We start from the raw sequence: 14,223 nt of genomic DNA on the forward strand, positions 1-14,223 counted from the left end.
TAGCCCTCACTCAGCCGCGGCTAATGAGGAGCCCCCCGCCACCCCGAAACAGGCAACGCGAACTTCGCGACAAGCCGATCCGTGAACGACGCATGATGCAGCCGAGCCAGCCGCACAGGCACAGCTCCCCTCCGCACCTCAACCCGAGCCCCAGCAGGCAACTCGACAGTCCGCCGCCCGTCACACCACAAAACCCCCGGCGGGATGTGCGGCAACACCTCAACGGCCAGCACAGAATCCGGCGACGTCACCAACGGCTTCGCGAACAACGCATGCGCACTGATCGGCACCATCAACAACGCCTCGACCTCGGGCCACACCACAGGCCCACCCGCCGAGAAGGCGTACGCCGTAGACCCGGTGGGCGTCGCACAAACGATCCCGTCACACCCGAACCCCGTGACCGGCCGCCCGTCGATCTCCAGGACGACTTCCAGCAACTTCTCCGCGCCGGCCTTCTGCACCGCCGCCTCGTTCAGCGCCCAGTCCGTATGCACGATGTTGCCGTTCTTGTGCACGACGACATCGACGGTCATCCGCTCCTCGACCTCGTACGCCCGCGTGACCACCCGGTCCACGACCTTGTCGAGATCGTCCCGCTCGGCCTCCGCGAGGAACCCCACGCTGCCGAGGTTGACGCCGAGCATCGGCACCCCGGACGCCCGCGCGAACTCCGCGCCGCGCAGCAGCGTGCCGTCGCCGCCGAGGACGATGAGCAGCTCGCAGCCCTCAAGGCACTGCGGGGTGGCCTCGGTGACCGTCTCCACCTCGTCGGGCAGCGGCAGGTCGCGTGCCTCGTACTCCAGGACGCGCACTCCGATACCGGACGCCAGCAGCCCCTTCACGACCAGCTCGGCACTCCGGATGGCCGCAGGCCGACCCGTGTGCGCGAGCAGGAAAACAGTACGAGCTCGGTTCTGTGTCAACGCGGCCCCTCCGCCACTGCACGGTCAACATCGGCCGGGTCCAGTTCGGGTGCGCCGGCCCGCAGCCACAGAAAGTACTCGACATTCCCGGAGGGCCCGGGCAGCGGGCTGGCGGTGACTCCCCGCACCCCGAGCCCCAGTTCCGCGGCCCGCCGGGCGACACCGCGCACGGCCTCGGCCCGGAGTTCCGGGCTGCGTACGACACCGCCGCTGCCCAGCCGCTCCTTCCCCACTTCGAACTGCGGCTTGACCATCATCACCAGGTCCGCGTCCGGCTTCGTGCACCGCGCCAGGGCGGGCAGCACCAGCCCGAGCGGGATGAAGGACAGATCCCCCACGACTAGATCCACAGGCTCCCCATCGATCGCTTCAAGCGTCAACTCGCGTACGTTCGTACGGTCCTTGACGGTGACGCGTTCATCGCTCTGAAGAGACCACGCGAGTTGTCCGTACCCGACGTCGACCGCCACGACCTGCGTGGCACCCGCGCGCAGCAGCACATCGGTGAAGCCTCCGGTGGAAGCGCCGGCGTCCAGCGCCCGCCGCCCCTCGACCACGAGCCCCTGCGGTACGAAGACCGCCAGCGCGCCCGCGAGCTTGTGGCCGCCCCGCGAGACGTAGTCGGGGTCGTCGTCGTCCGCCACGACGACGATGGCCGCCGCGGTCTCCACCTGGGTGGCGGGCTTGGTCGCGACGGCCTTGCCCACGGTGACCCGGCCGGCGGCGATCAACTGGCTCGCGTGCTCCCGCGAGCGCGCGAGCTTCCGCCGGACCAGCTCGGCGTCGAGACGCCGGCGTGCCACTCCTGCCACGTTCGGTTCAGCTCCTGTTGTCGTACGGCCTTGGGGGCGCCGGAGGTCCCGGGCGGGCGTCGAGCGCGGTGAGCGCGTCGCGCAGCCCCCGGTGTACATCCTCGTACACCTCGACATGTCCGTCCGTGGCGAGGTGGTCGGTGTCGGCAAGCCGCCCGAGCTGGGCGTCGACGTCGGCGTTGCCGCTCGGCGCGCGGTCCACGTCCAGGGGCGCGGGGGCGGCCGGGTCGTACGCGGGCTCCGCCTCCACGACGGCCTCCACAACGGCCTCGGGAACACCCGCCGGAACACCCTCCGCTACGGCCCCGACCTCGGCCTCGGGCAATGAGTCGCTCATGCCCAGACGCTACCCCGAAGGCCTGGGGTACCGTCGATCACGATGGCAACGATCGAAGAGTGCCGCGTCGCACTCGAGAAGCTCTCGGACAACATGCAGAAGGCCGATGGGAATGTCCGCGCCGCCGCGGCCATGGACCGTTCGGTCAGCTGCCGGATCACCGACCTCGACGTCACGTTCGTCGGCCGACTCACCGGCGGCCGCATCGTGGTGGACGAGACCGTGCAGGGCCTTCCGGCGGAGAAGGCCCAGATCAGGCTGATCATGGCCGGCGACGACCTCGTCGCCATGGTCGACGGCGGCCTGAACTTCGCGAAGGCCTGGGGCTCGGGCCGGGTGAAGCTGGAGGCCAACGTGTTCGACCTGTTCCGCCTCAGGAAGCTTCTGTAGCCACCGGTACGGCCCCTGCCCCCGCCGGGGCTCCCGCACGCGCGCGTGCCTTGCGCGCCGCCGGCACCACCAGCGGCGTCCCCGTCTCCGGGTCCTCGATGACCTGGCAGCGCAGCCCGAAGACCTCCTCGACCAGCTCGGCCGTGACGATGTCGCCCGGGGCGCCCTCCGCGATGACCGCGCCCTCCCGCAGCGCGATGAGGTGGGTGGCGTACCGGGCGGCGTGGTTGAGGTCGTGCAGCACCGCGACCAGCGTGCGGCCCTGCTCCTCGTGAAGTTCGGCGCACAGGTCGAGGACGTCGATCTGGTGCTGGATGTCGAGGTAGGTGGTCGGCTCGTCGAGCAGCAGCAGGGGCGTCTGCTGGGCGAGCGCCATCGCGATCCACACGCGCTGCCGCTGCCCGCCGGACAGTTCGTCGACATAGCGATCGGCCAGCTCGGCGACACCGGTCTGCGCCATCGACTCCTGTACGACCCGCTCGTCCTCCTGGGACCACTGGCGCAGGATGCCCTGGTGCGGGTACCGGCCGCGGCCCACGAGGTCGCCGACGGTGATGCCGTCGGGCGCGATGGACGACTGGGGCAGCAGGCCGAGCGTCCGCGCGACCTTCTTCGCCGGCATCGACTGGATGACCTGCCCGTCGAGCAGCACCCGGCCCTCGTTCGGCTTCAGCATCCGTGAAAGCGCCCGCAACAGCGTCGACTTGCCGCACGCGTTCGGGCCGACGATCACCGTGAAGGAGTTGTCGGGTATCTCCACGGACAGCTCGCGTGCGATGACGCGCTGGTCGTAGGCGAGGGTGACGTTCTCGGCGGACAGACGGTTCACAGTGCTCCTTCGGTGGTTCTCGTTCGCCGAGGCGTTCGTCGAGGTGCTGCAGGTGCTGGAGGTGCTCACTGGGACGTTCGTGGTGCTGCCGGCGGCGGCGCTCATATCCGCCCCGCCTTCCGCTCGGTGACCAGGAGCCACAGCAGGTAGACCCCGCCAAGGACTCCGGTAACCACGCCCACGGGCAACTGGTCGGCGCCGAACGCCCGTTGGGAGGCCCAGTCGGCGGTGACCAGCAGGGTGGCGCCCATGCACAGCGAGGGCACGAGGTTCGGGCCCGGTGAGCGGGTCAGACGCCGGGCGAGCTGCGGCGCCGTGAGAGCGACGAAGCCGACCGGTCCGGCGGCGGCGGTCGCGGCCGAGGTGAGCAGCACGGCCGCGACCATCAGCAGCAGCCGTACACGCTCGACACGCACCCCGAGGGCGTACGACACGTCGTCGCCCATCTCCATCATCCGCAGCCCGCGCCCGTTGGCGAGGACGAGCGGCACCAGGACGGCGCACAGCGCGAGCAGCGGCCAGACCTGGGTCCAGTCACGGCCGTTGAGGGAACCGGTCATCCACACGACCGCGCGGGCCGCGTCGACGAGGTCGGCCTTGGTGAGCAGATAGCCGTTGACCGCGGTGACTACGGCGGAGACGCCGATGCCGACGAGGACGAGCCGGTATCCATGCACCCCCTGCTTCCAGGCGAGCAGATAGATCGCGAGCCCGGTCACCAGACCGCCGACGAGCGCCCCGAGGGTGACGGCGGTCGCGCTGCCGGAGAACAGCACGATCATGACGAGCGCCCCGGCCGTCGACCCCTGCGAGAGGCCGAGCACGTCCGGACTGCCCAGCGGATTACGGGAGATGGACTGGAACAGCGCCCCGCCCAGCCCGAGCGAGGCACCGACCAGGAGGCCGACGAGAACGCGCGGCAGCCTCAGCTCGTTGACGATGAACTCCTGTCCCGGATCACCGCCCCCGAACAGCGTCTTGACGACGTCACCGGCCGGGATCGGGAAGTCCCCGGTACCGATCAGCACGACACTCGCGGCAAGCGCGCAGAGCAGGAGAAGGACGACGACCGTGAAGGCGCGGAGATCTAGGCGGAGGGAGAGGGTGCCGGTCCGGACAGCCCGCGTACGGAGCGCCCGAGCCGGGGCGGCCTTCCCAACTGGGCTGTCCTGCGCGGTCGTTGAAGCGGTCGTGGAAGAGGGATTCACAGCTGAGTCGTCCTTCGGCGCCGCACGAGATAGATGAAGACCGGCCCACCGATGACCGCGGTGACGATGCCGACCTGAAGCTCCGCGGGCCGCGCGATCAACCGGCCCAGGACATCGGCCCCGAGCAGCAGCACGGGCGACAGGATCGTGGCGTACGGCAGGATCCAGCGCAGGTCGGGGCCGGTGAAGGAGCGCACCACGTGCGGCACCATCAGGCCGACGAACACGATCGGGCCGCACGCTGCGGTCGCCGCGCCGCACAGCACGGTCGCGGAGAGCATGGCGAGCGCGCGGGTGCGGTTGAGGTTGGCGCCGAGGGCGCGGGCGGTGTCGTCGCCCATCGCGACCGCGTTCAGGGGGCGGGCGAGCAGCAGGGAGACGACCGTGCCGACCGCGAAGAACGGCGCGACCTGCGTGATCGTCGAGCCGGTGGCCGAGGCCAGTGAACCGACCGTCCAGAAGCGCATCTTGGAGAGTGCCGCGTCGTCCATGATCATGACGGCCTGGAGATAGCCGTAGAGCGCGGCGCTGATCGCGGTGCCGGCGAGCGCGAGGCGCACGGGGGTGGCGCCCCGGCTGCCGCCGAGGAACCAGACCAGCGCGCCGACGACGGCCGCGCCCGCGAAGGCGAACCAGACGTAGCCGCTCAGCGAGGTGACACCGAAGTACGTGATGGCGGTGACGACGGCGGCCGAGGCGCCCGCGTTGATGCCGAGCAGGCCGGGGTCCGCGAGGGGGTTGCGGGTGAGCGCCTGGAGGACCGCGCCGGACAGGCCGAGCGCTGCACCGGCCAGCAGCCCGAGGACCGTACGGGAGATCCGGTCGTCGACCACGACGTCCGCGTACGTCCCCGTGTCATGGAACAGGCCGTGCCACACATCCCCCAACGGCAGCGATTTCGCGCCGATCGCGATGCTCGCCAGGGCCACGAGGACCAGGAGAGCCACCGAGGCGAAGAGCCCAAGGACACGTATCGCCCGGCGGGTTGGGGGCGCGGGGGCGGTCTCCGCGCGCTGTTCTGGGGGACTGTCGACCAACACGAGGTTAGGTTAGCCTACCCTCGCATGCGGTCAGGAGGCCGCGTCCCGCTCCCCCGCCGTTCAGCGCCCCGGACGCGGCGCCCCGCCTCCCCCTGTCACAACCCCAGCCGCGCCAGCGCCTTCTCCCCGTCCAGCGTGCAGGAACCGTCCCCCGCCGCCGTCCAGGCCGCCGCACAGAGTGCCCGAAGCCCGTCCATGGGCTCGCCCTCACCGTCGAGTTCCAGCCGGTCACGGCCCGCCGTCGCCGTCCAGCCACCGCACCGGAAGCCGTCTCCCGCCCCGGTGACCTCGGGCTGCCCGGTGAGCATGCCCCGCAGATCGGCGTCGACGTACGTCGGCCGGTGCTGCGGCGGCGCGGCGAGGAGTTGGGCGCCGTCGGTCACGCCGGTCAGGACGAGCAGCGAATCGACCTCCCCGTTGAACGCCCCCTCGATGTCCGTGTCCAGCCGGTCGCCCACGACCAGCGGCCGCTCGGCGCCGGTCCGCAGGATCGTCTCCTTGTGCATGGGCGGCAACGGCTTCCCCGCCACCTGCGGCTCGGCCCCGGTCGCTATCCGTACGACCTCCACCGCCGCGCCGTTGCCCGGGGCGATTCCGCGCGCGCTCGGGATCGTCAGGTCGGTGTTGGACGCGAACCACGGCACCCCGCGCGCGATGGCGTAGCAGGCCTCCGCGAACCGCCCCCAGGCCAGGTCGGGGCCGCCGTAGCCCTGTACGACCGCGACCGGCTCGTCGTCCGCCGAGTCGACGGGGTCGAGCCCGCGCTCGCGCAGCGCGACCCGCAGTCCCTCACCGCCGATCACCAGCACGCGGGAGCCCGCCGGCACCTGCTCGCTGATCAGCCGGGCGACGGCCTGAGCGGAGGTGATGACGTCATCGGCCCCGGTCGGTATCCCCAGCTCGGTGAGATGCCCGGCCACGGCGTCCGGCGTCCGCAGCGCGTTGTTCGTGACGTACGCGAGCCGCATCCCGCCCGCACGCGCGGTGGCGAGCGAGTCGACCGCGTGGGCGATCGCGTTGCCCCCCGCGTACACCACCCCGTCGAGGTCGAGCAGCGCCGTGTCGTACGCCTCGCTCAGGGCCCGGGCACTGCCGTCGGGGCTCGTCCTGACGCTCTGGCTCATTCCACATCGCTCCTCGTTCGATCGCTTTCACCCGATCATCCCGCATGCCACTGACACACGTACGATGCCGGGATGAACACCGCAGGTCACTCGGAAGCAACGGAGCGCCGAGGCCTGGAACTCACCCCGTTCCGAGGCCTTCGCTACGACCCCGACCTGGTCGGCAGCCTGGCCGCCGTGACGTCCCCACCGTACGACGTGGTCGTACGCCCCGACGGCCTGCACCATCTCCAGGACTCCGACCCGCACAACATCGTCCGGCTGATCCTCCCGCAGGCCACCACGGTCGGCGCCCGCAACGAACAGGCCGCCGACACCCTGCACCGCTGGCTCTCCGAGGGGGTCCTCACCACCGACCCCGAGCCCGGCCTGTACGTCTACGAACAGCGCGACGGCAACGGCCTGTTGCAACGCGGCGTCATCGGCGCCCTGCGTCTGTCGGACCCGTCGGAGGGTGTGGTCCTGCCACACGAGGACGTCATGCCGCATGTGGTCGCCGACCGCGCGGCCCTCATGCGCGCCACCTCCGCGAACCTCGAACCCCTGCTCCTGACCTACCGCGGCAACGGCCAACCGGCCGACACGACGACGGTGGTAGAGCGCATCGCCAAGGACCCCGCACTGCTCTCGACGACCACGGAGGACGGCTACAGCCACCGCCTCTGGTCGGTCACCGACCCCACCGACCTGGCCCGCATCCAGCAGGACCTGGCCCACCACCAGGCCCTGATCGCCGACGGCCACCACCGCTGGGCAACCTACCGACGTCTACGCGCGGAGCACCCCTCCCCCAGCCCCTGGGACTACGGCCTGGTCCTCCTCGTGGACACGGCCCGCTACCCGCTCCGCGTCCGCGCGATCCACCGCCTCCTGCACGGCGTCCCGGTCTCCGACGCCCTCGCCGCCCTGGACGGCCTGTTCCGCGTACGACAGCTGGACGTGCCCCTCCCGGAGGCCCTGGAGGCCCTGGCCGACGCGGCCTGCGAGGGCAATGCCTTCCTCCTCGCCGGCGACGGCGCCTTCCACCTCGTCGACCACCCGGACCCGGACCTACTGGCCCGCACGATCCCGGCCGACCGCCCCGCGGCCTGGCGCACCCTGGACGCCACGGTCCTGCACGCCACCCTCCTGGACCACGTCTGGCACATCCCTGAGGATGACCCGGCCCACATCGCCTACATCCACGACACCGCCGCCACGGTCCGCAAGGCCGAGCGCGACGGCGGTACGGCCGTGTTGATGCACCCCGTCCGCGAGGAGGTCGTACGCGACCTGGCCCGCCAGGGCGTCACGATGCCCCGCAAGTCGACGTCGTTCGGCCCCAAGCCGGCGTCGGGGCTGGTGCTGCGGGCACTGGACGTCTGAGACGCCGCGGCCGACCCCGGAGACGCGAAAGGGCGGGACCCAGGTGCTGGGTCCCGCCCTTGTCACTTCACTGACGTAGGTCAGTTCTTGTCGTCGTCTTCGTCTTCTTCTTTAAAAAGGACATCTTCCTTGACGACGTCTTCCTTGGTCTCGGCCGCGGCTTCGACCTCGTCGTCGTCCTCGCCGTCGTCCTCGCCGTCGTCCTCGTCCTCGATGTCGTCGTCTTCGTCCTCGTCGTCCAACTCGTCGACTACGGAGACGTCGTCCTGAGGCTCGACCTCGTCGTCATCGTCCTCGTCCTCGACGAACGCGTCGACGAACTCGACCCCGTCCATCTCGGCGAGCCGGTCCGACGCGTCCGTGCTGCCGTCCTTGTCGGACTCCACGGCCTTGGCGAACCACTCCCGCGCCTCGTCCTCACGCCCGGCGGCGAGCAGGGCGTCGGCGTAGGCGTACCGCAGTCGCGCGGTCCACGGCTGCACGGAGTTCGAGGCCAGCTCGGGGCTCTGCAACGTGACGATGGCCGCGTCGAGCTGGTCCATGTCACGCCGGGCACCGGCCGCGACGAGCCGCATCTCGACCTGCCCGGCCTTGTCGAGCTTGTGCACCTCGGCGGCGCCGGCCATCTCCAGCGCCTTCTCGGGCCGCCCGAGCCCACGCTCGCAGTCGGCCATCACGGGCCAGAGGTCCACGCTGCCGGTCATCCGCCGCGCCGCCCGGAACTCGGCCAGCGCCTCGCTGTACTTCTGGTTGGCGTACGCCGCGAACCCGGCCGCCTCACGTACGGCGGCGACGCGCGACGCCAGCCGCAGGGCGATCTTGGAGTAGGCGTAGGCGGCCTCGGGGTCCTCGTCGATGAGCCGGGCGACCATCACCAGGTTCTTCGAGACGTCCTCCGCGAGCCCCTTCGGCAGACTCATCAGCTCCTGCCGTACGTCCTTGTCGATCTCCTCGCCGGTGACGTCCTCGGGGATCGGCAGCCGCTTGATCGGCTCGCGGTCACGCTCCCGCTCGTCACGGAACCGGCTGCCGCCACCACGGCGGTCGTCGCCCCGACGGTCGTCACGCCGGTCATCGCGGCGGTCGTCACGCCGGAACGCCGGTCGCTCGCCACGGCTGTCATCACGCCGGAATCCACCGCGATCGCCGCCGCGGTCATCACGACGGGGACCGGACGGCCGGTCGTCACGACGCGGGCCGGCGGAACGATCGTCACGGCGGGGGTAGCTGCCACGGTCACCGCGGTCGTCGTCACGCCGGAAGGCAGGACGCTCGCCCCGGTTGTCACCGCGGTCATCACGACGGAACGGAGGCCGCTCACCACGGCTGTCATCACGCCGGAAGGCCGGACGGTCCCCACCGCGGTCATCACGACGCGGGCCGGACGGACGGTCGTCGCGGCGGGGGTAGCTGCCGCGGTCACCGCGGTTGTCGTCGCGCCGGAAGGCAGGACGGTCACCGTCACGGCGGTCGTCCCTGCGGTCATCACGGCGGAAGGGCGGACGCTCGCCACCCCGGTTGTCGCTGCGGTTGTCGCTGCGGTCGTCACGACGGAACGGAGGCCGCTCACCACGGCTGTCATCACGCCGGAAGCCACCACGATCGCCGCCGCGGTCATCGCGACGGGGACCGGCGGGCCGGTCATCGCGACGAGGAGCCGCGGAACGGTCGTCCCGCCCGCGGTAACCACCGCGATCGCCACTGCCACGGTCGTCGCTACGGCGGTCATCGCGCCGGTCGTCACGGCGGGGGTAGCTGCCGCGGTCACCCCGGTCGTCGTCACGCCGGAAGGCAGGACGCTCGCCCCGGTTGTCACCGCGGTCATCACGACGGAACGGAGGCCGCTCACCGCGATTGTCGTCACGCCGGAAGCCACCGCCGCCACCGCGATTGTCGTCCCGACGGAAGGGCGGACGCTCGCCCCGGCTGTCATCGCGCCGGAACCCGCCACCGCGGTTGTCGTCGCGACGCTCGCCACCACGGTTGTCGCTGCGGTCGTCACGACGGAACGGAGGCCGCTCACCGCGGTTGTCGTCCCGACGGAAACCACCGGGACGCCCTCCACGCTCGCCGCCGCGGTCATCCCGACGGGGACCGGACGGACGGTCGTCACGGCGCGGACCAGCGGGCCGGTCGTCACGACGCGGGCCGGCGGAACGGTCGTCACGCCCACGGTAACCACCGCGATCGCCACCGCCCCCGCTGGCACCGCCACGGTCGTCACGGCGAGGGGCGCCGCCACGGTTGTCGTCACGACGGCCGTAGCCCCCGCGATCACTGCCGCCGCCGCTGCCGCCGCGGTCGTTCCCTCGATCGTTGCTACGGCTCGGGCCTCCGCGGTACCCGCCACGGTCGCCGCGGTCACCACTGTCCCGTCGCCGCTCCTCGCGCTCGGGTCGGTCCTCGGGAGAGTTGGTGGACATCGGTGACTCCTGTCTTCGGTACCGCAAGTCATTCTCGCGCAGCCAGCTACGCGGCGCGCTCCGGGCTGTGATTCTGAAAGCTTCTGGAAAAACAAAAGGACCCCTGGTCCCAGCGTGAACGCTGGGACCAGGGGTCCTCCAAATATTGTTCGGCGGCGTCCTACTCTCCCACAGGGTCCCCCCTGCAGTACCATCGGCGCTGTAAGGCTTAGCTTCCGGGTTCGAAATGTAACCGGGCGTTTCCCTCACGCTATGACCACCGAAACCCTAATGGTTTCGAGCGAACAAGCACACTTTTCTTTTGTGTGGTTCAAGCTCTAGCCGACAACTGTTCGTTGTCTCAGAACTAACACAGTGGACGCGAGCAACTGAGGACAAGCCCTCGGCCTATTAGTACCGGTCACCTCCACCCATTACTGGGCTTCCAGATCCGGCCTATCAACCCAGTCGTCTACTGGGAGCCTTAACCCCTCAAAGGGGGTGGGAACACTCATCTCGAAGCAGGCTTCCCGCTTAGATGCTTTCAGCGGTTATCCCTCCCGAACGTAGCCAACCAGCCATGCCCTTGGCAGAACAACTGGCACACCAGAGGTTCGTCCGTCCCGGTCCTCTCGTACTAGGGACAGCCCTTCTCAATGTTCCTGCGCGCGCAGCGGATAGGGACCGAACTGTCTCACGACGTTCTAAACCCAGCTCGCGTACCGCTTTAATGGGCGAACAGCCCAACCCTTGGGACCGACTCCAGCCCCAGGATGCGACGAGCCGACATCGAGGTGCCAAACCATCCCGTCGATATGGACTCTTGGGGAAGATCAGCCTGTTATCCCCGGGGTACCTTTTATCCGTTGAGCGACGGCGCTTCCACAAGCCACCGCCGGATCACTAGTCCCGACTTTCGTCCCTGCTCGACCCGTCGGTCTCACAGTCAAGCTCCCTTGTGCACTTACACTCAACACCTGATTGCCAACCAGGCTGAGGGAACCTTTGGGCGCCTCCGTTACTCTTTAGGAGGCAACCGCCCCAGTTAAACTACCCATCAGACACTGTCCCTGATCCGGATCACGGACCCAGGTTAGACATCCAGCACGACCAGACTGGTATTTCAACGACGACTCCACCCACACTGGCGTGTGAGCTTCAAAGTCTCCCAGCTATCCTACACAAGCCGAACCGAACACCAATATCAAACTGTAGTAAAGGTCCCGGGGTCTTTCCGTCCTGCTGCGCGAAACGAGCATCTTTACTCGTAGTGCAATTTCACCGGGCCTATGGTTGAGACAGTCGAGAAGTCGTTACGCCATTCGTGCAGGTCGGAACTTACCCGACAAGGAATTTCGCTACCTTAGGATGGTTATAGTTACCACCGCCGTTTACTGGCGCTTAAGTTCTCAGCTTCGCCACCCCGAAGAGTGACTAACCGGTCCCCTTAACGTTCCAGCACCGGGCAGGCGTCAGTCCGTATACATCGCCTTACGGCTTCGCACGGACCTGTGTTTTTAGTAAACAGTCGCTTCTCGCTGGTCTCTGCGGCCACCCCCAGCTCAAGGAGTAAATCCTCTCACCGGTGATGGCCCCCCTTCTCCCGAAGTTACGGGGGCATTTTGCCGAGTTCCTTAACCATAGTTCACCCGAACGCCTCGGTATTCTCTACCTGACCACCTGAGTCGGTTTAGGGTACGGGCCGCCATGAAACTCGCTAGAGGCTTTTCTCGACAGCATAGGATCATCCACTTCACCACAATCGGCTCGGCATCAGGTCTCAGACTATGTGTGATCCGGATTTACCTGGACCACGTCCTACACCCTTACCCCGGGACAACCACCGCCCGGGATGGACTACCTTCCTGCGTCACCCCATCACTCACCTACTAACCGCTTGGGCCGGCGGCTCCACCACTTTCCATTCCCCGAAGGGTCCGGAACGGCTTCACGGCCTTAGCATCACGATGCTCGATGTTTGACGCTTCACAGCGGGTACCGGAATATCAACCGGTTATCCATCGACTACGCCTGTCGGCCTCGCCTTAGGTCCCGACTTACCCTGGGCAGATCAGCTTGACCCAGGAACCCTTAGTCAATCGGCGCACACGTTTCTCACGTGTGTATCGCTACTCATGCCTGCATTCTCACTCGTGAACCGTCCACCACTAGCTTCCGCTGCGGCTTCACCCGGCACACGACGCTCCCCTACCCATCCCAGCACCCGTTGGGGCTTAATTGCTGGAATGACACGACTTCGGCGGTACGCTTGAGCCCCGCTACATTGTCGGCGCGGAATCACTAGACCAGTGAGCTATTACGCACTCTTTCAAGGGTGGCTGCTTCTAAGCCAACCTCCTGGTTGTCTCTGCGACTCCACATCCTTTCCCACTTAGCGTACGCTTAGGGGCCTTAGTCGATGCTCTGGGCTGTTTCCCTCTCGACCATGGAGCTTATCCCCCACAGTCTCACTGCCGTGCTCTCACTTACCGGCATTCGGAGTTTGGCTAAGGTCAGTAACCCGGTAGGGCCCATCGCCTATCCAGTGCTCTACCTCCGGCAAGAAACACACGACGCTGCACCTAAATGCATTTCGGGGAGAACCAGCTATCACGGAGTTTGATTGGCCTTTCACCCCTAACCACAGGTCATCCCCCAGGTTTTCAACCCTGGTGGGTTCGGTCCTCCACGAAGTCTTACCTCCGCTTCAACCTGCCCATGGCTAGATCACTCCGCTTCGGGTCTTGAGCGCGCTACTATATCGCCCTGTTCGGACTCGCTTTCGCTACGGCTTCCCCACACGGGTTAACCTCGCAACACACCGCAAACTCGCAGGCTCATTCTTCAAAAGGCACGCAGTCACGACGTTGCATGCAAGCATGCAACGCGACGCTCCCACGGCTTGTAGGCACACGGTTTCAGGTACTATTTCACTCCGCTCCCGCGGTACTTTTCACCATTCCCTCACGGTACTATCCGCTATCGGTCACCAGGGAATATTTAGGCTTAGCGGGTGGTCCCGCCAGATTCACACGGGATTTCTCGGGCCCCGTGCTACTTGGGTGTCTCTCAAACGAGCCGTTGACGTTTCGACTACGGGGGTCTTACCCTCTACGCCGGACCTTTCGCATGTCCTTCGCCTACATCAACGGTTTCTGACTCGTCTCACAGCCGGCAGACTGTGAAAGAGAGATCCCACAACCCCGTATACGCAACCCCTGCCGGGTCTCACACGCATACGGTTTGGCCTCATCCGGTTTCGCTCGCCACTACTCCCGGAATCACGGTTGTTTTCTCTTCCTGCGGGTACTGAGATGTTTCACTTCCCCGCGTTCCCTCCACTTGCCCTATGTGTTCAGGCAAGGGTGACAGCCCATGACGACTGCCGGGTTTCCCCATTCGGAAACCCCCGGATCAAAGCCTGGTTGACGACTCCCCGGGGACTATCGTGGCCTCCCACGTCCTTCATCGGTTCCTGGTGCCAAGGCATCCACCGTGCGCCCTTAAAAACTTGGCCACAGATGCTCGCGTCCACTGTGCAGTTCTCAAACAACGACCAACCACCCGTCACACACCACTCACGCGATGTTTTACCGGGGTCGGCACTGAAGGCAGCCTCTCGGCCGTACCTTCAGACACCCAACAGCGTGCCCGGCATCCCCGTCACTCGTGGTCAGCTTTCCACGCTCCGAAGAGCAGTACTTGCAGCCCGAGATGAGCAGCGACACCGAATAATCAACGTTCCACCCTTGAGCAACCAGCACCGGACATTCGCCGATGTACTGGCCTC

The 14,223-nt window shown here is 67.6% G+C and carries 10 protein-coding genes, 2 rRNA genes and 1 pseudogene; 2 read left to right on the top strand and 11 right to left on the bottom strand.

The features are described from left to right. Positions 1 to 20 precede the first annotated feature (20 nt). The 3 genes from R2B38_RS07095 to R2B38_RS07105 are packed head-to-tail and all read right to left on the bottom strand — an operon-like array spanning position 21 to position 2,075. On the bottom strand, positions 21 to 926 hold the full coding sequence (locus tag R2B38_RS07095; protein ID WP_318015454.1) for an NAD kinase: 906 nt from the start codon (positions 924 to 926) through the stop codon (positions 21 to 23). Continuing rightward, on the bottom strand, positions 923 to 1,738 hold the full coding sequence (locus tag R2B38_RS07100) for a TlyA family RNA methyltransferase (protein WP_033286231.1): 816 nt from the start codon (positions 1,736 to 1,738) through the stop codon (positions 923 to 925). Before R2B38_RS07100 ends, R2B38_RS07095 begins: the two co-directional genes overlap by 4 nt. A 7-nt stretch (positions 1,739 to 1,745) precedes the next feature. Further along, positions 1,746 to 2,075: a hypothetical protein gene (locus R2B38_RS07105; protein ID WP_318015455.1), complete on the bottom strand. Its 330-nt coding sequence runs from the start codon at positions 2,073 to 2,075 to the stop codon at positions 1,746 to 1,748. A 42-nt stretch (positions 2,076 to 2,117) separates the two neighbouring features. On the opposite strand from R2B38_RS07105, the gene R2B38_RS07110 reads away from it, so the two are divergent. Next, a complete protein-coding gene (locus tag R2B38_RS07110; protein ID WP_266874669.1) occupies positions 2,118 to 2,465 on the top strand; it encodes an SCP2 sterol-binding domain-containing protein in 348 nt (115 codons plus the stop codon). Here R2B38_RS07110 and R2B38_RS07115 read toward each other — a convergent pair. The 4 genes from R2B38_RS07115 to R2B38_RS07130 form a co-directional block, all read right to left on the bottom strand. Beyond that, the gene (locus R2B38_RS07115; RefSeq protein WP_411978427.1) at positions 2,449 to 3,435 is read right to left on the bottom strand and encodes an ABC transporter ATP-binding protein; all 987 of its coding nucleotides are present in this window, start codon (positions 3,433 to 3,435) and stop codon (positions 2,449 to 2,451) included. The genes R2B38_RS07110 and R2B38_RS07115 overlap by 17 nt on opposite strands. Then, on the bottom strand, positions 3,396 to 4,502 hold the full coding sequence (locus R2B38_RS07120) for a FecCD family ABC transporter permease (RefSeq protein WP_318015457.1): 1,107 nt from the start codon (positions 4,500 to 4,502) through the stop codon (positions 3,396 to 3,398). The genes R2B38_RS07115 and R2B38_RS07120 overlap by 40 nt, the downstream gene beginning before the upstream one ends. Further along, the gene (locus R2B38_RS07125) at positions 4,499 to 5,542 is read right to left on the bottom strand and encodes a FecCD family ABC transporter permease (protein ID WP_033286227.1); all 1,044 of its coding nucleotides are present in this window, start codon (positions 5,540 to 5,542) and stop codon (positions 4,499 to 4,501) included. The genes R2B38_RS07120 and R2B38_RS07125 overlap by 4 nt, the downstream gene beginning before the upstream one ends. Before the next feature lie 95 nt (positions 5,543 to 5,637). Then, positions 5,638 to 6,666, bottom strand: coding sequence for an HAD hydrolase-like protein (locus tag R2B38_RS07130; RefSeq protein WP_318015458.1), 1,029 nt, complete (start codon positions 6,664 to 6,666; stop codon positions 5,638 to 5,640). Between the two features lie 72 nt (positions 6,667 to 6,738). Here R2B38_RS07130 and R2B38_RS07135 point away from each other — a divergent pair, with 72 nt between their 5' ends. Then, a complete protein-coding gene (locus R2B38_RS07135) occupies positions 6,739 to 8,031 on the top strand; it encodes a DUF1015 domain-containing protein (RefSeq protein ID WP_318015459.1) in 1,293 nt (430 codons plus the stop codon). Between the two features lie 80 nt (positions 8,032 to 8,111). Here R2B38_RS07135 and R2B38_RS07140 read toward each other — a convergent pair whose 3' ends face one another. The 4 genes and pseudogenes from R2B38_RS07140 to R2B38_RS07155 form a co-directional block, all read right to left on the bottom strand. Further along, complete coding sequence (locus R2B38_RS07140; RefSeq protein WP_318021603.1) at positions 8,112 to 9,011, bottom strand: tetratricopeptide repeat protein; 900 nt, start codon at positions 9,009 to 9,011, stop codon at positions 8,112 to 8,114. 393 nt (positions 9,012 to 9,404) lie between these two features. Next, positions 9,405 to 10,454 (bottom strand): annotated as a pseudogene (locus R2B38_RS07145) (hypothetical protein); the annotation flags it as partial. Positions 10,455 to 10,601: 147 nt separating this feature from the next. Then, a 5S ribosomal RNA gene (gene rrf, locus R2B38_RS07150) occupies positions 10,602 to 10,718 on the bottom strand. A 106-nt stretch (positions 10,719 to 10,824) separates the two neighbouring features. Beyond that, positions 10,825 to 13,950: ribosomal RNA gene (locus tag R2B38_RS07155) — 23S ribosomal RNA — on the bottom strand. Positions 13,951 to 14,223: the final 273 nt, after the last annotated feature.

Source organism: Streptomyces sp. N50 (assembly GCF_033335955.1).
Lineage (GTDB): Bacteria > Actinomycetota > Actinomycetes > Streptomycetales > Streptomycetaceae > Streptomyces.